Source organism: Isachenkonia alkalipeptolytica (assembly GCF_009910325.1).
Classification (GTDB): Bacteria; Bacillota; Clostridia; order Peptostreptococcales; family T1SED10-28; genus Isachenkonia; species Isachenkonia alkalipeptolytica.
This window is the reverse complement of the sequence record NZ_SUMG01000014.1, coordinates 29702-51074: the sequence shown is the minus strand read 5'-3', so window position 1 is coordinate 51074 and position 21373 is coordinate 29702. Positions and strand designations below refer to the sequence as shown.

The following is a 21373-nucleotide window of genomic DNA, read 5'->3' as shown; positions in this document are numbered from 1 at the left end:
AAATGGAGGTGTTAACATGAATATGGGTAATATTGTTTCTAATGGTATCGTAAAAGAAAATCCGGTATTTATTCAGTTCCTGGGAATGTGTCCGGTTTTAGCCGTAACAGGGACTGCAACAAACGGACTCGGCATGGGTCTTGCAACAACGGCTGTTCTTTTAGGTTCCAATACTGTAATAGCTTTGATGAAAAACTTTATACCGGATAAAATTCGAATTCCCAGTTTTATCGTTGTTATAGCAACCTTTGTAACAATGATTGGAATGGTCATGAATGCATACCTCCCGGATCTTTATGATGCCCTGGGGATTTTCATTCCATTGATAGTAGTAAACTGTTTAATCTTAGGAAGAGCCGAATCTTTTGCCTCAAAAAACTCAACACCTTCATCCATCGTGGATGGGATCAGTATGGGGCTAGGTTTTACTTTAGCCCTTGTGGTCTTAGGCGCGGTTAGAGAATTATTTGGAAGTGGAGCAATCTTTGGTGTTGAATTATTAGGAGAGGCGTATCCCGCAATGGGAATCATGGTTCAACCTCCTGGTGCATTCTTGGCTCTAGGTTTGTTGACAGCACTTTTTAATGTAGTGATAGTAAAGCGAATCAAATAGATAGGAGGTTAGGAATATGCTAGATTTATCAGTTTCATCGTTATTTGCGATACTTGTTAGTGCTATACTGGTAAACAACTTTGTATTATCAAGATTTCTAGGTATCTGTCCCTTCCTAGGGGTTTCCAAACAAGTGGAAACTGCCTTCGGTATGGGAATGGCTGTAACCTTTGTTATGAGTTTAGCCTCGATTATTACATTTATCGTGCAAAACTATATATTAGACCCCTTGGGTCTTCAATACATGCAAACGATTATGTTTATTTTGGTAATCGCCTCGTTAGTTCAACTTGTAGAGATGGTGATCCAGAAAACCAGTCCCGCACTGTATCAATCTTTAGGCGTGTTTTTACCATTAATTACTACCAACTGTGCGGTCTTAGGTCTTACAATTTTAAACATTCAAGAAAACTACAACATCGTTGAAACCATTGTGCATGCAATTGGTGCTGCGGTAGGTTTCTCCTTGGCTATTGTACTGTTTGCGGCCATTCGAGAAAAATTGGAAATTGCAAATGTACCACAACCTTTTAAAGGATTTCCAATTGCCCTACTTACTGCAGGATTAATGTCCCTCGCATTTCTTGGTTTCTCCGGTCTAGTATAGAGAGGTGATTACATGAATATTAGCGATATTATATATCCGGTTGTAAGCTTAGGAGGACTAGGCTTAATTTTTGGAGGCGGACTGGCTTTTGCCTCTCAGAAGTTTGCTGTTAAACTAGACCCCTTAGTACAAGAAGTAAATGATGCGCTCCCGGGTTTAAATTGTGGAGCCTGCGGATACCCGGGATGTTCCAGTTTTGCAAAAGCAGTAGTTGAAGAAGTTTCTTCGGTGGACGGCTGTCCTGTGGGGGGGAAATCGACTGCTGAAGAAGTAGCTAAAGTCATGGGTGTGGAAGCCAATGTGGGTGAGCGGCAAGTGGCTAAAGTTATCTGTAATGCGGACAACAAAAAGGCTAAGGAAGATTTTGATTACCAAGGAATCGAAGACTGTAAAGCCGCAAGTAAATTTAACGGAGGCAGTAAATCCTGTAATTATGGATGTCTAGGTCTTTCAACTTGTGTTAGAGAATGTCCGGTAGATGCTATTCAAATTACGGACAATAGAATTGCTAAAGTTGATCCGGATCTTTGCATCAGTTGTGAAAAATGTGTAAAAGTTTGCCCGAAAAATGTCATTGATATGGTTCCTGAGAGCCAAGAAGTTGTGATCACCTGTAAAAACGAAGAAAAAGGTAAAGTTGTACGACAAAAATGTGATGTGGGCTGTATAGGATGTCAAATCTGTGTGAAGTCCTGTCCATTTGACGCTATAAACTTTGAAAACAATCTTGCTTTTATTGATTATGACAAGTGTACAAACTGTCATGTCTGTGTTGAAAAATGTCCGACTCAAGCAATTGAGGGAGATATTAACAACAGAAAAAAAGCTGAAATCATTCAGGAAAAATGCATCAAATGTAATATCTGTGCGAAAGCCTGTCCGGTGGACGCAATTGAAGGGGAAGTAAAAGAAAAGCATTTAGTCCATGAAGATCAGTGCATCGGATGCAGTGTTTGTGCCGAAAAATGTCCTAAAGACGCAATTGAAATGAAAAAGAGAAAATAAGCGTTGTTTTTGAAAATAAAACCCTTACGATAATGCGGCAGTTTTCATTATGGTAAGGGTTTTATCTTTGCGTCTGCCTTTAATTTTAGCTTGTAAGCATTGCCATAAAGTGTTAAAATCTTAATGTATTCACAAATGAATAAAATAGCATGAAATGAGTGTTTTGCACAAGAAATATAGAATGGAATAGAAACGAGTGAAAAGAATGAAATTAAAAAAAATGATCTATTTAGCAATTCTGGTATCCATAGGCCTAGCATTGCATATTATTGAAGGATTTATACCCAATCCATTTGTAGGCCTTGCCCCCGGCGCTAAGCTGGGCTTAGCAAATATTATTGGTTTAATCACTTTGGTTTTATTAGGGCTGAAAAGCGCTCTAACCGTTAACATTTTAAGATCCTTTTTGGGAGGATTGGCAACAGGTGCCGTAACATCGATGTTTTACAGTATGGCAGGAGCTTTACTAAGTACTGTAGCAATGTGGTTTATGTACAGATATTTTAAACGTCAATTCAGTCTGATTGGTGTAAGTGTATTTGGAGCACTTGCCCATAATGTTGCGCAACTTTTGGTGGCTGCTGTAATTATCAATAACATAAGGATTTTTATTTATTTACCGATTTTGATGTTTGCCAGTATTTTTACGGGTATTTTTATCGGTATGACTTCTAACCTAACCTTATCAAAAATCAAGAATTCTGTAACAGAAAGTCTGACAAAACAATTATAACGAGGTGTCGAATAATGGGTCAGTTTCTTATATTAGCATCAAAGTCTCCTCGAAGAAAAGAAATATTACAGGACTTGGGGTTTCAACTAATTGTGCAGCAAAGTGATGTGGATGAAACCTGTGATGGAAGTTATAAGAGCCTGGAAGAGAAGGTTATCAGTATCGCACGAAAAAAAGCCCAAGCGGTGGCTTCAAGGACCGACAGGTCCGGGGAAAAAACTATAGTTCTGGCTTCGGACACTATGGTTTTTCTTAATGATGAGGTTTTAGAAAAACCTAAAAGTCGTAGAGAAGCCTATATTATGCTGGCGAAATTATCCAATAAAAAACATAGAGTGATTACTGTAACTGTGATCATTGATGATAAGAAGCAACAGACATTTGAAAACGCTAGTAAGACCGATGTATATTTTAAGGACTTAGATAAAAAAGCTATCAATGGGTATTTAGACCATAACCAGTATAGAGATAAAGCCGGTGCTTATGGAATTCAAAATAACGGGGACTTATTAATAGATAAAATTGATGGAGACTATTTTAATGTTATGGGCCTTTCTGCATCGACGGTGACAGACTATTTCAAAAAGTACCACAATGAAGTGATATCAACAGAAAGATTATTTGATAAACATAAAAATTTGATAAAAAAATTCAGGAGTGACGGTGACAGCAATGAGTAAATCTTTGATCAATAGAAAAACAGCAACTATTATTACGATTCTCCTAATCCTCGCGGTGATTTTTATGGGAATCACTTCCGGAGAAAGGGAAAAGGTCAGCGTTATTGAACGGTGGATAGGAAATGTCATTACTCCTATTCAGCGGGCAGTTATGACCCCGATCCATGGAATACAGGACAGAGTATATGATATTGCAAACTTTGCTCAACTCAATCAACAAAATCAAGAACTGGAACAAAGTTTGATTGAAAAAGAACAGGAACTTATCGAAGCGCGACTCTCGGAAAGTGAGCTGGAAGAACTTCGAGGCCTGCAAGAATCTTTAAACTTCGTATCCGCTGCGGATCACGGGGAACCGGTATCTGCCCGAATTATTTCTAAGTCCCATGCGGACTGGTTTAATGTGTTCACCATCAATGCCGGGGAAAATCACGGTATAGTACAAGATGGTGTGGTACTCAGCGAAAAAGGATTAGTAGGGAGAGTCATTGAAGTGGGAGATAATTGGGCACGGGTGATGTCTATTTCTGACAGCAACAGTTCTGTAAGCTTCAAGGTCCTCCGGGATGCAAACGTAGAAGGGATTGTCCAAGGCAGTGTCACGGACAGCTTAGAAGGGTATCTTTTTGACCCCCGAATGGAAATCGAAATAGGGGATCAATTGGTAACCTCCGGACAAGGGATTTTTCCTGAAGGTGTACTAATTGGAGAAGTAACGGAAATCGGGAAATCTAGTGAACAGTTACTAGATGCAGTGAAAGTTGAACCGGCAGTGGATTTTCAAAAAATCAATCGGGTTCTAGTATTGGACATGGAGGAAGACGGCTAAAGTAATTCTATGATAGAAGGAGACATTATGAATAAAATAATAATTATTGGGATTCTCACCGTTAACATAATTTTGCAAACCACTGTTTTGAACTTTGTAAGCATTAGTAGTGCCAGTCTAAACACCAGTTTGCTGTTAATTGTTGCCATAAGTGTTTATTTAGAACCGAAGGAGAGCTTTCTCTACGCTCTCTATACGGGATTGTTGCTGGACACCGTAACCGGGGTATTTATCGGTCTGAATACTTTCATTTTTCTGCTGGTTGCCTACGGCATATCAATTATTCAAGAGGAAATGGTAAAGGAAAGCTATTTAACTCCACTAGTATTAGGGATGGTGTCAATTGTTCTATACAATTTTCTTAGCTTATTTTTTGTTTACTTGATGGGATATACAGTGAGACTCGCTCATTACTTCAGTTTTAATACCTTGATTGAAATTGCATACAATAGCGTTTTTATGCTGTTGATATACACTTTGTTTAGTAAGTTCTACAATCGAAGAATAAAAGAAGTAAAATACTAGGGCCAGGTGATAAGAATGACTATGGATAAAAAAACCACAAGAAGATATGTATTATTAGTTTTCGTCATATTAGGGGTTTTTGCAGTAATTTTTCTGCGACTGGCGAGCTTGATGATCGTGGAGGGAGAGGTTTACAGAAATCGTGCGGCAAACAGTATTTTAAAAACCGTTTCCACACCGGCCCCCCGTGGAGAAATCTATACTAGGGATGGGGACCCGCTAGCAAGAAATAATGTCAGTTACAACATTGAGATTATGAGAAATGAGACCATAGATGCCGATATTAATGACTTGGCATTTGAATTAATGAGCATTCTTCGTAAAAATGGAGATGTGCAAGAAGATGAGTTTCCCATTGTTTTTTCTGAGGATGGAGAGCCCCACTTTACCTATGATCAGAAGATTGATCAGTGGAAGGAAACCTATGATTTGGAAGAAGTCGCTAATGCAAAGGAAGCTTTTGAAGTATTAAAGTATCGGTATGAACTGGAGGACCTTGAAGACAGTGAAGCTCAAAAATTTTTCATTGAGGAAGCTTCAGAAATATCAGTACCTATTTCTATTAGTAGCTGGAAGTTTCGTGAAGAGCTCAATAAAGAACGTTGGATGGGCAGTTATAGAATTGAAGATTATGACATGACGGCAAAAGAAGTCTTTGCACATATACGAGAAGAAGTTTTTGAAATTGACAGTCAGTTATCAAAAGAAGAAGCCCGGGATGTTATGATCTTTCGGGATCAGATTCAGCGACAAGGGTCCTATTTTCAGTATCAGCCGGTTACAATTATTGAAGATATCAGTTTGGATTCCGTGATTGCCATTGAAGAAAACATTCATAGATTCCCCGGGGTCAATGTAGTGAAAAAACCGATAAGACATTATCCAAATGATTCTCTGGCATCTCATATCTTAGGCCATGTGGGTCGGATAGCAACAGAGAAGGAAATTGAGCATTACGTAGACGAGCTGGGCTATGAGAAAAATGATGTTATTGGGAAAATGGGAATAGAACACGCCTTCGAAGAGGACTTGCAAGGGAAAAGAGGTTCTGAGGAAGTATTGGTTGATTCGAGAGGACGAAGGCAGGAGACTTTAGAAACCGTAGATCCGGTACCCGGGAAAAATATATATACCAGTATTGATAAAAATTTACAGAAAAAAACGGAAAACATTTTAGAGGAAGTAATCAATACTATCCAACAGGGTGGAACTTATGAAACCCCTTGGGGGACAGATACGTTTCAAAATGCCCAGGGACGGATTTACGATAAAGCAAAGAGTGGTTCAGCTGTGGTCCTGGATGTTAATACAGGAAAAGTATTGGCCTTAGCGAATTATCCGGATTTTGATCCTAATTTATTTACTACGGGAATCAGCAGTGATGACTGGGAGAAACTACAACCGGAAAATCCTAATGATCGTTTGTCACCGACTCCTTTGCGAAATATAGCTATTAGTTCGGCAGTGCAGCCGGGGTCGGTATATAAGATGGTTGTGGGATTGGCAGCTTTAGAATATGGTCTGGATCCCAATTATCGTATGCGGGATACCGGTTATATCGAGGTGGATCGAGATGGCAATCAAATTTTTGGAAACTGGTTATGGAATCAAAACAGAGGCTACTTAGGTAGTCAAAACTTAGTGGAGGCTATCGCGGATTCGAACAATATTTATTTTGGTTCTGTTCTTCGAAATTGGGATTACTCCAGAGATCGGGCGCTACCTTTCAGTATGAGTGTTGATCAAATGTTGGAATTTTCAAAAGAATTAGGGCTAAATGATGCCTCTGGAATAGAAATCAAGGTTCCCTCAGAAGAATCCGGCAACATCCCCAGCGAAGAAATGAAAACTTTGGGTATCGAAAGATCTCTTCGGTGGAAACTAAGCAATGATTTACGACTGGAACATTTAGATCCGGAAGTGGTAGATCTTACGGAAGACCCTCGAGAAGATATTATCGATGAGATTATTTCCTGGACGGATGAAAACCCTTCAAGGGGAGAACTGTATAATCGGCTACTGGAAGTCGGAATTGAAAGGGAATACATTGACCGAATTGACGGCGATGCAGGTTGGGTGGATATTATTAAGTATAGTTACTTTAACCAAGCCTATTGGACGAAGATGGACGAGTTAAACCTTTCCATTGGACAAGGGGAGCATCAATACACTCCGATCCAAATGGCTAATCTAATGGCGATTTTTGCAAACGGAGGCACAAGATATGAAGTATCTGCAATCGATAGGATCGAAGATCCTTTAACCGGTGAATTCGAGAACAAGGAGCCGAAGATTGCAAACGAGTTAGCTTTAGATGATCCGCGGCATCTTGATATAATAAACGAAGGGATGCTTAAGACCACGGAGGAAGGAACCCCAAGAAGATACTTTCAAAATTTTCCGGTTGATGTAGCCGGGAAAACCGGTACAGCGCAGTTCACTGGTAAAATCCCCCCGAAAGATGAAGTGGAATACCTTCTAGAACATTTAAATCGATTCAGGGTATCCGAAGATGAGGTCTATAGAAAAATAGACGAATTAAGAGAAGAGAATCCGGAAGATCCCAGGTTTCTAGAAGAAAGTTATGCTATGAGAGAAGCGATTAAAGCACTGAATCCCAGTATGGATAATCAGAAATTAAATCAATATAAGGATGATTACGATAATTATTCCTGGTTTATTGGTTTTGCTCCTTACGAAGATCCGGAAATCGCTGTGGCGGTAGTGATCCACCAAGGAGGAACTGGTGGGTACTCCGCACCAATTTTTAGAGAAATTGTTGCAGAGCATTTAGGCATGAATAAGGCTTTAGAAGAGGAAAATGAAGAGCTTGAGGATGTTGATGAGGAAGAGGGGAGCACTGTGAATCCATAGGAAATAGTTTTTTTAAATAAAATAAGCAGGAGTTTTACAATTTATAGAGAATAGTATATTTAGATAGAAGAAATTCAGTGTGGAGGTTTCGATATGACGAATCAAAGCTTAATTGAATTTAAAGGAACGAAAGATGGATTGGTCATCAAAGTCAAAGAGAACCAAGATTTCCAAAACATAAAGAGTGCATTAATCGCACATTTTGAAAAGGCCGGAAGTTTTTTTAAAGGTGCGAATCTACTGGATATTGAATGCCCCTATATAAATGAGGAAGAGCGTCTAGCCCTTAAAACCATTGTTATGGAAAAGTATGATTTAAACTTTAAAGAAGTTACGGAAGACTTCAAACCTGAAATTTTCCAAGGGTTAAAAGAAGGAATGACAAAGTTTCACAGTGGAACCTTACGTTCAGGACAGGTGTTATCTTACGAAGGGAACCTGGTAGTCTTTGGCGATGTAAATCCCGGGGCCGTAGTAAAAGCCTACGGAAACATCATAGTGTTAGGAAGCTTAAGGGGAATCGCCCACGCAGGCGCGAATGGGAATCTCGATGCCATTGTTTCCGCACATGTTTTAAACCCAACGCAATTAAGAATCGGGGACATAATCGCAAGATCGCCTGATGAAAAACTTCCGGATTCGGTGAATCCGGAAGTTGCAAAAGTAAAGAATCAATCAGTATATGTAGAATCCAATTACAATAAAGGGAAGAAGAAGGGGGAAAAATAATGGGAAAAGTTATTGTTATCACATCCGGCAAAGGTGGCGTTGGTAAAACCACAGCGACAGCCAATATAGGTACGGCTTTGGCGAAACTGGACAAAAAAGTAGTAGTAGTAGATGCAGATATTGGGCTTCGTAATCTAGATGTGGTGCTCGGGTTAGAAAATCGAATAGTATATGATATTGTGGATGTTGTGGAGGGAGTTTGTAAACTTCGACAAGCACTGATCAAAGATAAAAAGCATCCGGGACTTCATTTATTGCCGGCAGCCCAAACGAAGGATAAAAATGCAATCGCCCTGAAGCAAATGAAAGGCTTGATCGATGAATTAAAGGAGCGTTTTGACTATGTAGTAATTGACTGTCCTGCAGGAATAGAACAAGGTTTTAAAAATGCAATTGTGGGAGCAGACGAAGCCATAGTGGTATCAACCCCAGAGATTTCAGCGGTGCGGGATGCGGATCGAATTATTGGTCTTTTGGAAGCTTCAGAAATCAGCGATCCAAAATTGATTATTAATCGGCTGCGCTATGATATGGTAAAACGTGGAGATATGATGAATACGGAGGATATGATTGATATTTTAGCGATCGATTTAATCGGTGTAGTACCCGATGATGAAAATATTGTTATTTCCACGAACAGAGGGGAACCGGTAGTGAACCAGGAGCAATCTTTTGCAGGAACTTCTTTTAGAAATATCGCACGAAGAATTAACGGTGAAGAAGTACCCTTTGAAGAGTTTAAAATAGAAAATGGATTAGTGGATCGATTAAAAAGTTTTTTTAAGATTAACTCAAACTAAAAAAGAGGAGAGGGGGGCATAAAATGAATCTCAATATATTTAAATGGTTTAATAAAGAGGATAAAACAAGTAAGAATGTAGCAAAAGAACGATTGCAACTGGTGCTAATTCACGATCGTAATAATTCTTCACCGGAGTTTATCAACAACTTAAAAAGTGATATTTTGGAAGTGATTTCGAAGTATATTGAAATTGATGAAAGCTGTTTTGATGTAAAACTTGTCCAAACCGATGATGATTCAAATTCTAGAGGCAAACCTGCTTTAGTTGCCAACATTCCTATAAAAAAGATGAAAGAACATAAAAAGGAAGAATAAAGATCTTTCTTTGATAATTTATCAAAAAAGACTTTTAATTGAAAAAATCAGTTAGAAGTCTTTTTTGCGTTTGCTCTGGAATGAAGAGGGATCGACGTTGATTTATTGGTTTAATTATGATAGACTTAAGAGTCAAAAAAATTTAAAACATTAAATTTAACGTAAATAGAATATTACGTTTAGGAGTGGAATTATGAGTGATCAAATAAAAGAAGTAAAAATCGATGATTTATTGATGAAAGTTGAAAAACCTGCAAGATATTTAGGAAACGAAATGAACTCCGCCCACAAGGAAATCAACGAGGATATGGTTCGTTTTGCTTTTGCTTTTCCGGATACGTATGAAATCGGTATGAGCCATTTAGGTATGCAGATTCTCTATCATCTCTTGAATGAGCAGCAGGATATTTTCTGCGAGCGGGTGTTTTCACCGAATACAGACATGGAAAACTTACTCCGAAGGGAAGAACGCCCCCTATTTGCATTGGAGACAAAGACACCATTGAAGGCCTTTGACTTTATCGGTTTCACTCTGCAGTACGAACTAAGCTATACCAATATTTTAAACATCTTAGATATGGGAGAGATCCCTTTGTTTCAGAAGGATAGAGAGGAAGAGGATCCTATTATAATTCTTGGAGGCCCATGCAGCTACAACCCTGAGCCCATAGCAGATTTTGCGGACATTATTGTATTGGGAGAAGGGGAAGAAATCATTCTTGAAGTGATTAATCTTTATAAAAAAATCAAACAGAAGCCAAACTATCAAAAGGCGGACTTTTTATTAGCCGCTTCAGAAATAGAAGGAATTTATGTGCCCAGTCATTTTGCAGTGGACTACCATGCCGATGGCAGGATTAAAGAAGTTCGATCAACTGAAAAAAGTGGTGGTGAGCAGGGGTTAAAAAAGAGAATTATTGAAGACCTTGATAAAGCCTATTATCCTGATAAAATATTGGTGCCTTATATAGATACCGTTCATAACCGTGTGGTGCTAGAGATCTTTCGAGGATGCATCCGGGGTTGTCGTTTTTGTCAAGCGGGAATGATCTATCGTCCGGTTCGGGAGCGGAGTTTAGAAAAACTTCAAACCATGGCCCATGATTTACTGCAAAACACGGGTTATGAAGAAATTTCATTAGCTTCTTTAAGTTCCAGTGATTATACAGAAATTGAAGCATTGATCCACCACCTGATTGAGATCAACCAAAAGGATCATATCGGTGTATCCCTTCCCTCCCTTAGACTGGATAATTTTTCAAAGGAACTTATAGAAGAAATTCAAAAGGTGCGAAAAACCGGTTTAACCTTTGCGCCCGAAGCCGGAACCCAGCGACTTCGAGATGTGATCAATAAAAATATCAGAGAAGAAGATCTTTTAAACTCGGCAAAAGAAGCTTTTGAAATGGGCTATAATAATATAAAATTGTACTTTATGATCGGACTGCCTACAGAAACCGATGAAGATATATTGGGGATTAAAGAATTGGTTTATAAAGTTCTTAATCAGTATCATAGCCTTCCGAAGGAGAAGAGGGCGGGAGGTTTAAAAATTACTGTAAGCACTTCCACTTTTGTACCAAAGGCTTTTACTCCTTTTCAATGGGAAGAACAAATTTCCTTAGAGGAGATTCACCGACGACAATCGATATTAAAAGAAAGTCTCACCCACCGTAGCATAAACTATAATTACCATGATGGTAAAACCAGTGTGGTAGAAGGGGCTTTTGCCAGGGGAGATAGAAGATTGTCAAAAGTGCTTTATAAAGCCTATAGTTTAGGCTGCAAATTCGATGGTTGGGGAGATCATTTCGATTATCAAAAATGGGTTAAGGCCTTTGAAGAGGAGGACTCATCTTTGGATTTCTATAGTCATAGAAAAAGAAGTTATGATGAAATTTTGCCTTGGGACCATTTTGATATCGGCGTGAACAAGTCTTATTTAATGCAAGAGAATAATAAGGCGAAAATCGAAGAGGTAACCCCGGACTGTCGGTTAAATTGTTCCGCATGTGGAATTAATCAAAAATTTACATCCCGGGGAGGTGTATGTTAATGGCCATGTTAAGGGGGAAATTTTCAAAAACCGGAGACATGAAATATATTTCACACCTAGATCTTGTCAGACTTTTTCATCGAGTTTTAAGAAGAGCAGGAATTAATATTGCCTATACCCAGGGATTTAATCCTCATCCGATCATTTCCTTTGCCACGGCTCTCAGCCTTGGGGTTGAAAGTTACGGAGAGTACTTTGATCTTAAGTTGAATGAGGAGATGTCTTTTACAGAATTTCAACAAAGTGTTAATCAGCATATGCCGAGGGGTATCAAAATATTAGATGGTAAATATATTGATTCTAAAGAAGACTCTTTAATGTCTATGGTCGAGTATTCCGATTATCTTATTGCTGTAGAATTTATCGACGAGAATTGGGACAGAGAGCTATTTGAACAATGGGTTGCCGGATTTTTGGAAGAAGAAAGAATTATGATTACTCGGAAGAAAAAGAAAAAACGTCGGCAACGGCACCAAGAGTATAAAGAAGTGGATGTGCGACCTTTGATAAAAGAATTAACATTAGAGAGTGTCCGGGGAGAAAAATGGTCATTATATACTCTGTTAACCACTGGATCTAAAGGAAATTTAAAACCGGAGGATCTTATTAAGCTATTCGAAAAATATTTGAAAAATCAAGAACAAAACCGGGAGAAAGAAAACCCCATAGAAATTACATCAGTAGAAATTACAAGAAAAGATCTATATCAAGAGGTAAACGGAGCAATGAAAAATCTTATTGATGCCGTATAACGAGTACTGAGGAAGTGAGGGTTTTTATGGAGACAATTTTAGTAGACGTTGAATTTGAAGAAGTTCGGATTGCAATACTCGATGAAAACCAAGCTCTTACTCAATACTATGTGGAAAAAAAAGATTCTGCAAGGATTTTAAATAATGTTTATTTAGGAAAAGTTGTGGATATTTTGCCGGGAATGCAGGCGGCTTTTGTAGATATCGGCCGGGAGAAAAATGCCTACCTTCATATTAAAGATGCTCTTATTTCAGAAGAGGAAAACAAAGGGCAGACGATAGAAAAGCTTTTGAATAAGGGGCAAGGAATTATTGTACAGGTAATAAAGGAAGAAATTGGAGATAAAGGTGCTAAAATTACCCGAAAAGTAGGACTTCCTGGACGAAATATTGTGTTGTTGCCCTTTGAGCAGGGGATTGGCATCTCAAGAAGTATTCGAAATCAGGAGATAAGAAAAAGATTAAAGAGTGAGGTGAAAAAATACCTTTCGGAAGACTATGGACTGATTGTCAGAACCGCCGCTAAGGATTATTCCGGGAAGGATTTTGCAGAGGAAATTGAGTATCTGATTAAAATGTGGGAAGACGTTAAACGTGTCGGATCCTATGAGTACCCTCCGAAATTAATTTTTGAAGAATGGGGAATTGCCCATAAGGTATTAAGGGATTATTTTACCGATGATGTTAAAACACTGTACATTAACTTGAAAGAAGAATACGACAAAAGCATCTCATTGATGAAAAAGTTAAATCCGGATCTATTAAATCGTATGAAGCATTATCAAGATAAGGTGCCAATGTTTTTGAAATTTAATATTATTTCACAACTTGAACAAATTTACAAACCCAGAGTTTGGTTAAAGAGTGGGGGATATATAGTAATTGATCATACAGAAGCATTGACGGCAATAGATGTTAATACCGGTAAATATACCGGTAAACGCGAGTTCGAAGAGACGATTTTTCAACTCAACTTGGAAGCCTCTAAAGAAATTGCAAAACAGTTGAAGCTCCGAGACATTAGCGGTATTATTATTATCGATTTCATCGATATGAAAAGTGGAAGCCATTATAAAGAATTGATCGATACTTTTGAAAAGTATCTACATCATGACAAAACAAAAACCAAAGTATTAGGAGTGACAAACCTGGGACTATTAGAGCTTACCAGGAAGAGAGAGAGCAAAACCTTAGAGAAGTACTTATATAGTGGTTGTGATCATTGTGAAGGTACGGGGAGAAGAATGTCCTTGGATTTCTTTTTATTGAAAGTTGAGAAAGAGGTTTTAAGAAAAATTGAACATACATCCTGTAAAGAATTTTTCTTTAAAGTTCACCCTGATTTAAATAAAAAGTTAAGAAGAAAACCGGAACGCATTAAAAAAATGGAAGCTTATTATCAAATTACCATCTATTTTAAAGGGGATGAAAATCTGGCCTTTGGAGATTTTGAAATTCATAGGAATACGCATTGACTTAAGGGCATAAATATGATATTATCTATATTCGTAGTAGCCGCGCAAATAAGGTTTAAAACATAAATGTTGCCTATATTTGGCGAGTTTGAAAAGAGGAGGTGCTTGATAGATGTACGCAATTATCGAGACTGGTGGAAAACAATACAAAGTAGCAGAGGGCGATTCTGTATTCGTTGAAAAGTTAGAGGTCAACGAAGGAGAAACGGTAACTCTAGACCGAGTTCTTGGAATTTCTAAAGAGGGAAGCTTTACCTTTGGTACTCCAATTCTGGACGGAGTTACAGTTGATGCAAAGGTAGAAAAGCAGGGAAAGTCTAAAAAAATTACGGTTTTCAAATATAAGCCGAAAAAAGCTTACAGAAAGAAGCAGGGACACCGACAGCCATATACAAAGCTGTTAATTGAAAAGATTAACGGATAATATCGCTGCTTATGGTTAAAGTAAAGATTAAAAAAAACAATGAACGGATTTACTATTTTGAGATTACTGGACATGCCAATGCCGCAAAATATGGTGAAGATATTGTTTGTTCCGCTATTTCCGTATTAGGACAAACCTGCATTATAGGTCTGATAGAAGTGGCGAACATAGACATAAATTACAGGATTGAAACAGGTTTTCTGACCTGTGAGATTCCCTCAAATCTTTCGGCAACAAAGGCAAGAGAAGTGGATATTATCGTAAATACCATGTATTTAGGAATGAAAAGCGTCCAACATAGTTATTCTGAATTTATGGAAATCAACGAACTGGAGGTGTAAAAAATGATTAAAATGAACTTACAACTATTTGCTAGTAAGAAAGGTGTAGGAAGTACTAAGAATGGTCGTGACAGTATTTCGAAGCGACTGGGAGTAAAAAAAGGTGATGGACAAACGGTTCTAGCTGGAAACATTTTAGTGCGACAAAGAGGTACAAAATTCCACCCTGGACATAATGTCAAACGAGGTGGGGATGATACCCTTTTTGCAACGATTGATGGTTCCGTGAAGTTTGAACGAGTTGGTAAAAACAAGAAACAAGTTAGTATCTATCCAAACTAATACTTAAGAAAAGCTATCTAAACCGCCATTGATGGCGGTTTTTTTTTAACAGTTCAAAAATTTGGGTTAGTAGGAAAGAAAAGTGGTATATACCATATAAATGAGGGTGATAAAATGTTTATCGATAAAGTTGATATTAAAATCAAAGCAGGGAATGGCGGCGACGGCATTGTGGCTTTTCGAAGGGAAAAGTATGAACCGTCGGGAGGGCCTGCCGGTGGAGATGGTGGCGTAGGCGGGGATGTTTACTTCGAAGTTGATGAAGGCATTCGAACCCTGGTAGATTTCCGATATAAAAAGCACTACCGGGCGGAAAATGGTGCCAATGGCGCTAAAGCCAATCGAAAAGGGAAAGATGGTGAGGCCCTGTACATTAAAGTGCCTCCAGGTACTACGATAAAGAACAAAAATACCGGAGAAATTTTGGCTGATTTGGTTGATAAAGAAGATCGAGCCTTAATACAAAAAGGTGGTGGAGGCGGCCGGGGCAATACCCGCTTTAAAACCTCTACCCGTAGAGCTCCGAAATTCGCCACCCCGGGAGAAAGAACGGAAGAACTGGAGCTGGAACTGGAAATGAAAGTAGTTGCGGATGTTGGGTTGATTGGATTCCCCAATGTTGGAAAATCAACACTTCTATCCGTAGTTACCAGTGCGAAACCTAAAATTGGGAATTATCACTTTACTACGATTCATCCCAACATAGGCATCGTGGATTATAAAGGTGTCGATAGCTTTGTCCTAGCGGATATTCCCGGGCTAATTGAAGGAGCCCATGAAGGAGTAGGTCTTGGGCATGAGTTCTTAAAGCATACAGCAAGAACGAAGCTTTTGGTTCATATATTGGATATTTCCGGTTCGGAACGTAGGGATCCCGGGGATGATTTTGAAAAGATCAACAGGGAACTGAATAAATATGACGAGTCTTTAATTAATAAATGCCGAATTGCAGTCGGTAATAAGGCGGATTTATTACAAGACCGTGAAACCAGTGAAAAAGTCAGGGAATTGACTGAAGAAAAGGGCATGAAATACTTGGAAGTCTCGGCCATTGCCCATCAGGGCATTGAAAAATTCCTGGATGAGGTCATACTAGAACTTCAACAGATCGAAACCGAAGAACCGATGGTAAAGCCTCAAGATGAAATTAAACTCTACCAGCATGAAGTTAGTAAAGAGGATACTATTAAAGTATACCAGGAAAACGGGGTATATATAGTTGAAGGAAAGAAGATCGAGCGATTGATTGAATCTGTAAATTTCGAAGACACAGAGTCTACAAATTACTTTCAAAAATTCCTGAAGGATAAAGGGGTTATTCAAAAACTTCGGGACTTAGGAATTAACGAAGGGGACACGGTGAAGATATATGATATTGAGTTTGAGTTTACTGAGTAGAGGAGGTATTGGATGTTAAAAGGAAAACAACGCAGCTATCTAAAAAAATTAGCCCATGATATAGATTCGATTTTTCAAATCGGAAAAGCAGGGATTAATGAAAACTTTATTGAACAACTTAAGAATGCTTTAGAGGCAAGAGAATTAGTAAAGATTACTGTTCTGGACAATTCGGATCTGGACACAAAAGAAGCAGCTTCAGAAGTAGCTGAAAAAACTGAAGCGGAGTTTGTTCAGGCCATAGGGAAAAAGTTTGTGATTTATAAGGAATCAGAGGAGAATAAAAAAATAAAGCTTCCGAAAGCCTAGGGAACGAAATTTGCTATAAGAGGGTGAGGTAATGAAGAAAGTCGGCGTCATCGGAGGGAGCTTTGATCCTATACATTTTGGTCATTTGCGCATTGCACAAATTGCCCTGGAGGAACATCATTTGGAAGAGATTTTATTTATTCCCTCCGGCAATCCCCCCCACAAAAAAACGAAGGATTTATCCCCTGCAATAGATCGTCTAAATATGGTGAAACTTGCCGTGGACGATAATCAAAACTTCACTGCGTGCGACTATGAGATTTATGAATCGGGGATTACGTATACGATTTTGACGATAAAAGAGTTGCAAAAACAATACCCTAAAGGTACGGTTTTTTCCTTCATTCTTGGTGCGGATGCTTTTCTGGATATGGACAGTTGGCGGGATTTAGAGGAGTTTTTATCCATAGTAGAATTAATTGTACTATCCAGAAGCTATTACAAGACCAGTAAAGTAGAGGAAAAGATTAAGCACTATCAGGAGCAATATCCTTGCAATATACAAACAATTTATGCCAAGACCTTAAATATTTCAGCCACCTCCCTTCGAAAGTTAGTTAAAAGTGGGAAAAGTCTTCGGTATTTAGTTCCCAGTGAAGTCGATAAATACATTTACACTCGGGGGCTCTATAAGTAAAGGGAGGTAATAAATTGAGACAAGATGATCATATGATTGAAAGAATAAAAAGCCGCCTAAAGAAGCGGCAACCCTACGGAAGATATCAACATACCCTTGGAGTAGTGAAAGCTGCTTGCGATTTGGCTGAGCATTACGGCATATCAGTGGATAAAGCACGATTGGCGGCCTTGCTTCACGATTATGCAAAAGATTTAACAGAGCATGAGCTAAAAAAATATATTGAAGTTCATAAGTTGGAAGTGGATCAAAGTTTATATGAGACCTATGAGCTCCTTCACGGGGTAGTGGGAGCCCATATGGCAAAGACGGAATTTGGAATTCACGATGAAGAAATACTACAAGCTATAAGATATCATACCACAGGAAGGCTCCATATGGAGCCGCTTGAAAAAATCATATATTTATCAGATTTTATTGAAGAAAACCGGAACTATCCCGGGGTAGAGGCACTGAGAAAGCTGGCTTATGAAGATTTAGATAAAGGGTTATTACAAGGATTTAACAACACAATTAGATTTTTACTTGCTACGGACAAAGTCATACACTGCAATACTGTTAAAGCAAGAAATCAACGATTAAAAGATTTGGCTAAAAAGTAAAAGAAATGGAAACGCTCTAGGTGTATATGAATAAAGGTATGAGTCTACAATACAAAGGAGGAAAAACATGGCTGAAAGTCCTAAAAAACTAGTCAAAAGAATTTTAGAAGTGATTGATGATAAAATAGGAGAAGATACGTCCGTGATTGATTTAGAATCCGTATCTACGATAGCGGATTATTTTGTATTAACGAATGGAGAATCCCTGCGTCAAACGAAGGTGCTTGCCGATGAAATTATAGAACAACTAGAGGAAGATGGGATATTCCTTCGAAATAAAGAAGGGTATCAGACCGGGAAATGGATTTTATTGGATTATGGAGATATTGTCGTTCATATTTTTGAAAAAGAAACTCGAGAATTCTATGATCTTGAAAAAATATGGCAAGATGCAAAAATTATTTCTGTAACCGAGGGAAAGCCTGATACCCCCTTGTAAAAAGACAGTAAATTTTCAAGAATAGGAGCGATCGTCCATGAAAAATGTCCACCCAGTCTTAGTAAGAATGATTCCTTTAATTGAAGGAATCGGTAAAACCTTTGGCAAGAACTGTGAAGTGGTGCTTCATGAAATTAAAAACTCTAACAAATCTATTATAGCTATTTATAATGGTCACGTAACCGGGCGAAGTGTGGGAAGCCCGATGTTAGACGTAGGCATTCAAGCGATCCGAAGAGGTAAAAAGGCGGACAATATTTTAAATTATAAAAATAAAAGCTCCGACGGCAAAGTATTAAAGTCCTCTACGATGTTTATTAGGGATGAGAATGACGAAATTATCGGGTGTCTATGTATTAATATCAACGTTTCGGAGTTCATTGTTGCTCAAAAGTCACTGGAAGAACTGGTTAAAACCGATATAGAAGGCGAAACAAAGCTTGGAGACTTTGAAAATAACAATGTGAATGATATTCTTGTAAATATAGTTTCCGATACCCTGGAAGCCTTTGGGCGGCCGGTAGCTTATATGAATAAAGATGAAAAAGTCAAAATAGTTAAAAAACTTGATGATCAAGGAGCCTTTTTAATAAAAGGAGCGATTGATTATGTAGCTAAAATTTTATGTGTATCTAGATATACAATATATAATTATCTAGATGAAATTAGAATAAATGGATAATTGAGAGGAGAATGTATATGAAAAAACTAATTAACACGAAAAATGCTCCTGCGGCAATCGGAGCCTATTCCCAGGGAGTAGAGATGAATGGAATGCTGTTCATCTCCGGACAAATTCCTTTTGAGGCGGAAACCATGGAACTTGTCTCCGAAGATGTACAGGAACAGACCCATCAGTCACTTGAAAATCTTACAGCAATTTTAGAAGAAGCAGGATACAGTCTTAGTGATGTGGTGAAAACTACGGTTTTCATTAAGGATATGAATGAATTTGCTTTGATTAATGAAGTTTACGGAGAATTTTTCAAAGATGATAAGCCCGCTAGAGCTTGTGTAGAGGTGGCACGACTTCCTAAGGATGTTAAGGTGGAAATTGACGCCATTGCATGCAAATAAAGGTGTTACAAAAAAGATGGTTGGGAAACCATCTTTTTTAAAGAACAGGAGGGATGAATGTGAGTGAATTAAGTATGTTTGATGTACTAGGGCCTAATATGATCGGACCTTCCAGCTCTCACACAGCCGGAGCTTGTCGGATTGGTAAAGTGGGCAACAAAATGTGTAAAGGAGATATTTCCCATGTTCGATTCTTGCTTCATGGTTCCTTCAGTCAAACTTATAAAGGGCACGGAACGGATCGTGCATTGGTTGGGGGTATTTTAGGTTTTGACCCCGATGATGAACGAATTGTAGAATCCTTTGCCATCGCTAAAGCTTTAGGGATTAAGTTTGAGTTTCTTAAAGCGGATTTGGGGGATGTACACAGTAATACGGTGAAAATAGAAATTCAAAAGAGTAGTGGTGAAATAGTGGAAGTCATGGGCTCTTCCATAGGAGGCGGCAATATCGTTATAACAAGAATCAACGGATTGGATCTCGAATTCACCGGAGAGTATTTTACTTTAGTGGTTCCTCATATGGACCGACCGGGAATTGTAACGAAGGTAACGGCAGCCCTTGCAAAACATGAAATCAACATTGCTTTTATGAAGGTCTACCGTCACAATCGTGGGAAAGAAGCTTTTATGATTATCGAATCCGATAATGTGGTGGATCAGCTAACCATGGATGAAATAAGAAGCCTGGACGGAGTAGTTAACACCTATAGTATCAACTTAAAATAATGGGAAGGGGGGAATGTACATTGAGTTTTAACAGTGGAAAAGAAATTATTGAACTGTGTCATAATGAGAATAAAAAGATATATGAGTTGATGATTGAGCGAGAGATAGCGCTGCTAGATACTACAGAAGAGGAAATACGAGCCCATATGGCCATAAGCCTGGAAATTATGAAAAAGGCGATTGCAGATAGTATTACGGAGGATATAACTTCGATCAGCGGTCTTATCGGTGGCGATGCGAAAAAGGTTTATCAGAATGAAAGCATTAAAGGTGGCTCCATTTGCGGACCTATGATGAAAAAAGCCATTGCCTATTCTATGGGGGTACTTGAAGTTAATGCTTCCATGGGTAAAATTGTTGCCGCTCCAACTGCAGGTTCAAGCGGTATTATTCCCGGGACATTAATCGCATTACAAGAGGAGTATGATTTACCGGATACAGCTATCATCAATGCAATGATAAGCGCCAGCGCAATTGGACTGGTGGTCAGTAAAAATGCAACGGTGGCAGGGGCTGAAGGTGGATGTCAAGCTGAGACGGGAACAGCAGCAGCTATGGCAGCAGGAGCTATTGTAGAGATGATGGGCGGAACGGTTGAGCAGTCTTTCCATGCAGCATCCACCAGTCTAAAAAATATTTTAGGTTTGGTTTGTGATCCCATTGCAGGCCTTGTGGAGGCCCCTTGTGAGAAACGGAATGCTATCGGTGCTTCTAATGCACTAATCTCTTCAGAAATGGCTCTGTGTGGCGTGGAAAGTATAATACCCTTTGATGAAGTGGTGGGGGCAATGTATAAAATCGGAAGAGCTCTTCCCTTTGAATTAAAAGAAACTGCTTTAGGAGGGTTGGCGGATACGGAAACCGGCCGGCGAATTAAAAAAGAGATTCAAAGCAAGTAAGGTTTTGTAACAACACAGGGAGACAATTCATTAGGGGATTGTCTCCTTTGAATTTTGGCATCAAATTTGGTAAAACAATCTCCGATAAATTCTAACAGCTCAGTTGATAAAAAGTTTGCAAGGAAAAGTCTTTTCTGAACAGAGGAAACCGTATATAATAGTAGTTAAAGTACTAATGTATAGCCTAATGCTAACCGGACTAATCCTGTCAATAAGGTTTAATAATCTTACTATTGGAGAGG

26 protein-coding genes are annotated in these 21373 nt (G+C 38.6%); all 26 read left to right on the top strand.

The genetic code is table 11. From position 1 onward, the window contains the following. The first annotated feature begins 16 nt into the window (after nt 1-16). The 26 genes from rsxE to sdaAA all read left to right on the top strand — a co-directional run bounded on the left by rsxE (nt 17) and on the right by sdaAA (nt 21131). Entirely contained in the window at nt 17-613 is a 597-nt protein-coding gene (gene rsxE, locus ISALK_RS10725) for an electron transport complex subunit RsxE (RefSeq protein ID WP_160722134.1), read from the top strand. Nucleotides 614-629: 16 nt separating this feature from the next. Continuing rightward, complete coding sequence (gene rsxA, locus ISALK_RS10720; RefSeq protein WP_160722131.1) at nt 630-1220, top strand: electron transport complex subunit RsxA; 591 nt, start codon at nt 630-632, stop codon at nt 1218-1220. A 12-nt stretch (nt 1221-1232) separates the two neighbouring features. Further along, complete coding sequence (locus ISALK_RS10715) at nt 1233-2225, top strand: RnfABCDGE type electron transport complex subunit B (protein WP_160722128.1); 993 nt, start codon at nt 1233-1235, stop codon at nt 2223-2225. 205 nt (nt 2226-2430) lie between these two features. Then, nucleotides 2431-2958, top strand: a complete 528-nt coding sequence (locus ISALK_RS10710; RefSeq protein WP_160722125.1) for a Gx transporter family protein — start codon at nt 2431-2433, stop codon at nt 2956-2958. A 14-nt stretch (nt 2959-2972) separates the two neighbouring features. Continuing rightward, entirely contained in the window at nt 2973-3638 is a 666-nt protein-coding gene (locus ISALK_RS10705) for a Maf family protein (RefSeq protein WP_160722121.1), read from the top strand. Next, the gene (mreC, locus tag ISALK_RS10700) at nt 3631-4467 is read left to right on the top strand and encodes a rod shape-determining protein MreC (RefSeq protein ID WP_160722119.1); all 837 of its coding nucleotides are present in this window, start codon (nt 3631-3633) and stop codon (nt 4465-4467) included. The genes ISALK_RS10705 and mreC overlap by 8 nt, the downstream gene beginning before the upstream one ends. Nucleotides 4468-4494: 27 nt before the next feature. Further along, nucleotides 4495-4992: a rod shape-determining protein MreD gene (gene mreD, locus ISALK_RS10695; protein WP_160722115.1), complete on the top strand. Its 498-nt coding sequence runs from the start codon at nt 4495-4497 to the stop codon at nt 4990-4992. A gap of 15 nt (nt 4993-5007) precedes the next feature. Then, a complete protein-coding gene (locus ISALK_RS10690) occupies nt 5008-7866 on the top strand; it encodes a penicillin-binding transpeptidase domain-containing protein (protein WP_160722111.1) in 2859 nt (952 codons plus the stop codon). Nucleotides 7867-7959: 93 nt separating this feature from the next. Next, entirely contained in the window at nt 7960-8595 is a 636-nt protein-coding gene (locus ISALK_RS15375) for a septum site-determining protein MinC (protein WP_160722108.1), read from the top strand. Further along, the gene (minD, locus tag ISALK_RS10680; RefSeq protein ID WP_160722105.1) at nt 8595-9395 is read left to right on the top strand and encodes a septum site-determining protein MinD; all 801 of its coding nucleotides are present in this window, start codon (nt 8595-8597) and stop codon (nt 9393-9395) included. Before ISALK_RS15375 ends, minD begins: the two co-directional genes overlap by 1 nt. 23 nt (nt 9396-9418) lie before the next feature. Beyond that, complete coding sequence (gene minE, locus ISALK_RS10675) at nt 9419-9712, top strand: cell division topological specificity factor MinE (protein WP_160722100.1); 294 nt, start codon at nt 9419-9421, stop codon at nt 9710-9712. A 193-nt stretch (nt 9713-9905) separates the two neighbouring features. Further along, the gene (locus tag ISALK_RS10670) at nt 9906-11768 is read left to right on the top strand and encodes a TIGR03960 family B12-binding radical SAM protein (RefSeq protein WP_160722098.1); all 1863 of its coding nucleotides are present in this window, start codon (nt 9906-9908) and stop codon (nt 11766-11768) included. After that, nucleotides 11768-12520, top strand: a complete 753-nt coding sequence (locus ISALK_RS10665; protein ID WP_160722096.1) for a TIGR03936 family radical SAM-associated protein — start codon at nt 11768-11770, stop codon at nt 12518-12520. The genes ISALK_RS10670 and ISALK_RS10665 overlap by 1 nt, the downstream gene beginning before the upstream one ends. 26 nt (nt 12521-12546) lie before the next feature. Beyond that, entirely contained in the window at nt 12547-13995 is a 1449-nt protein-coding gene (locus tag ISALK_RS10660) for an Rne/Rng family ribonuclease (protein ID WP_160722094.1), read from the top strand. A gap of 112 nt (nt 13996-14107) precedes the next feature. Continuing rightward, on the top strand, nt 14108-14419 hold the full coding sequence (gene rplU, locus ISALK_RS10655; RefSeq protein WP_160722092.1) for a 50S ribosomal protein L21: 312 nt from the start codon (nt 14108-14110) through the stop codon (nt 14417-14419). An 11-nt stretch (nt 14420-14430) separates the two neighbouring features. Beyond that, nucleotides 14431-14760, top strand: coding sequence for a ribosomal-processing cysteine protease Prp (locus ISALK_RS10650; RefSeq protein WP_160722090.1), 330 nt, complete (start codon nt 14431-14433; stop codon nt 14758-14760). Nucleotides 14761-14763: 3 nt separating this feature from the next. Continuing rightward, entirely contained in the window at nt 14764-15042 is a 279-nt protein-coding gene (rpmA, locus tag ISALK_RS10645) for a 50S ribosomal protein L27 (RefSeq protein WP_160722088.1), read from the top strand. 114 nt (nt 15043-15156) lie between these two features. Further along, nucleotides 15157-16440: a GTPase ObgE gene (obgE, locus tag ISALK_RS10640; protein ID WP_160722086.1), complete on the top strand. Its 1284-nt coding sequence runs from the start codon at nt 15157-15159 to the stop codon at nt 16438-16440. 12 nt (nt 16441-16452) lie between these two features. Continuing rightward, nucleotides 16453-16749, top strand: coding sequence for a ribosome assembly RNA-binding protein YhbY (gene yhbY / locus ISALK_RS10635; protein ID WP_160722084.1), 297 nt, complete (start codon nt 16453-16455; stop codon nt 16747-16749). Nucleotides 16750-16780: 31 nt separating this feature from the next. Next, nucleotides 16781-17386: a nicotinate-nucleotide adenylyltransferase gene (nadD, locus tag ISALK_RS10630; RefSeq protein WP_160722082.1), complete on the top strand. Its 606-nt coding sequence runs from the start codon at nt 16781-16783 to the stop codon at nt 17384-17386. A 14-nt stretch (nt 17387-17400) separates the two neighbouring features. Then, complete coding sequence (yqeK, locus tag ISALK_RS10625) at nt 17401-17988, top strand: bis(5'-nucleosyl)-tetraphosphatase (symmetrical) YqeK (RefSeq protein WP_236660355.1); 588 nt, start codon at nt 17401-17403, stop codon at nt 17986-17988. A gap of 67 nt (nt 17989-18055) precedes the next feature. Beyond that, nucleotides 18056-18427 (top strand): ribosome silencing factor, encoded by a 372-nt coding sequence (rsfS, locus tag ISALK_RS10620; RefSeq protein ID WP_160722080.1) that lies wholly within the window; start codon nt 18056-18058, stop codon nt 18425-18427. A gap of 37 nt (nt 18428-18464) precedes the next feature. Further along, nucleotides 18465-19109 (top strand): helix-turn-helix transcriptional regulator, encoded by a 645-nt coding sequence (locus ISALK_RS10615; RefSeq protein WP_160722078.1) that lies wholly within the window; start codon nt 18465-18467, stop codon nt 19107-19109. 17 nt (nt 19110-19126) lie between these two features. Then, nucleotides 19127-19504 (top strand): RidA family protein, encoded by a 378-nt coding sequence (locus ISALK_RS10610; protein ID WP_160722076.1) that lies wholly within the window; start codon nt 19127-19129, stop codon nt 19502-19504. A gap of 59 nt (nt 19505-19563) precedes the next feature. Next, nucleotides 19564-20232 (top strand): L-serine ammonia-lyase, iron-sulfur-dependent subunit beta, encoded by a 669-nt coding sequence (gene sdaAB, locus ISALK_RS10605; protein ID WP_160722074.1) that lies wholly within the window; start codon nt 19564-19566, stop codon nt 20230-20232. Between the two features lie 20 nt (nt 20233-20252). Next, nucleotides 20253-21131 (top strand): L-serine ammonia-lyase, iron-sulfur-dependent, subunit alpha, encoded by an 879-nt coding sequence (gene sdaAA / locus ISALK_RS10600; RefSeq protein ID WP_160722072.1) that lies wholly within the window; start codon nt 20253-20255, stop codon nt 21129-21131. The last annotated feature ends 242 nt before the right edge of the window (nt 21132-21373 follow it).

Bases quoted from the DNA above. Each gene is read 5' to 3' on its own strand.
- ISALK_RS10660 (WP_160722094.1), top strand. From the start codon at position 12,547: ATGGAGACAATTTTAGTAGACGTTGAATTTGAAGAAGTTCGGATTGCA.
- ISALK_RS10670 (WP_160722098.1), top strand. From the start codon at position 9,906: ATGAGTGATCAAATAAAAGAAGTAAAAATCGATGATTTATTGATGAAA.
- yhbY (WP_160722084.1), top strand. From the start codon at position 16,453: ATGTTAAAAGGAAAACAACGCAGCTATCTAAAAAAATTAGCCCATGAT.
- ISALK_RS10690 (WP_160722111.1), top strand. From the start codon at position 5,008: ATGACTATGGATAAAAAAACCACAAGAAGATATGTATTATTAGTTTTC.
- minD (WP_160722105.1), top strand. From the start codon at position 8,595: ATGGGAAAAGTTATTGTTATCACATCCGGCAAAGGTGGCGTTGGTAAA.
- rsxA (WP_160722131.1), top strand. From the start codon at position 630: ATGCTAGATTTATCAGTTTCATCGTTATTTGCGATACTTGTTAGTGCT.
- minE (WP_160722100.1), top strand. From the start codon at position 9,419: ATGAATCTCAATATATTTAAATGGTTTAATAAAGAGGATAAAACAAGT.
- nadD (WP_160722082.1), top strand. From the start codon at position 16,781: ATGAAGAAAGTCGGCGTCATCGGAGGGAGCTTTGATCCTATACATTTT.
- ISALK_RS10615 (WP_160722078.1), top strand. From the start codon at position 18,465: ATGAAAAATGTCCACCCAGTCTTAGTAAGAATGATTCCTTTAATTGAA.
- ISALK_RS10715 (WP_160722128.1), top strand. From the start codon at position 1,233: ATGAATATTAGCGATATTATATATCCGGTTGTAAGCTTAGGAGGACTA.
- mreD (WP_160722115.1), top strand. From the start codon at position 4,495: ATGAATAAAATAATAATTATTGGGATTCTCACCGTTAACATAATTTTG.
- ISALK_RS10665 (WP_160722096.1), top strand. From the start codon at position 11,768: ATGGCCATGTTAAGGGGGAAATTTTCAAAAACCGGAGACATGAAATAT.
- obgE (WP_160722086.1), top strand. From the start codon at position 15,157: ATGTTTATCGATAAAGTTGATATTAAAATCAAAGCAGGGAATGGCGGC.
- ISALK_RS10610 (WP_160722076.1), top strand. From the start codon at position 19,127: ATGAAAAAACTAATTAACACGAAAAATGCTCCTGCGGCAATCGGAGCC.
- ISALK_RS10710 (WP_160722125.1), top strand. From the start codon at position 2,431: ATGAAATTAAAAAAAATGATCTATTTAGCAATTCTGGTATCCATAGGC.
- rsfS (WP_160722080.1), top strand. From the start codon at position 18,056: ATGGCTGAAAGTCCTAAAAAACTAGTCAAAAGAATTTTAGAAGTGATT.
- rpmA (WP_160722088.1), top strand. From the start codon at position 14,764: ATGATTAAAATGAACTTACAACTATTTGCTAGTAAGAAAGGTGTAGGA.
- ISALK_RS15375 (WP_160722108.1), top strand. From the start codon at position 7,960: ATGACGAATCAAAGCTTAATTGAATTTAAAGGAACGAAAGATGGATTG.
- mreC (WP_160722119.1), top strand. From the start codon at position 3,631: ATGAGTAAATCTTTGATCAATAGAAAAACAGCAACTATTATTACGATT.
- ISALK_RS10705 (WP_160722121.1), top strand. From the start codon at position 2,973: ATGGGTCAGTTTCTTATATTAGCATCAAAGTCTCCTCGAAGAAAAGAA.
- rplU (WP_160722092.1), top strand. From the start codon at position 14,108: ATGTACGCAATTATCGAGACTGGTGGAAAACAATACAAAGTAGCAGAG.
- rsxE (WP_160722134.1), top strand. From the start codon at position 17: ATGAATATGGGTAATATTGTTTCTAATGGTATCGTAAAAGAAAATCCG.
- ISALK_RS10650 (WP_160722090.1), top strand. From the start codon at position 14,431: ATGGTTAAAGTAAAGATTAAAAAAAACAATGAACGGATTTACTATTTT.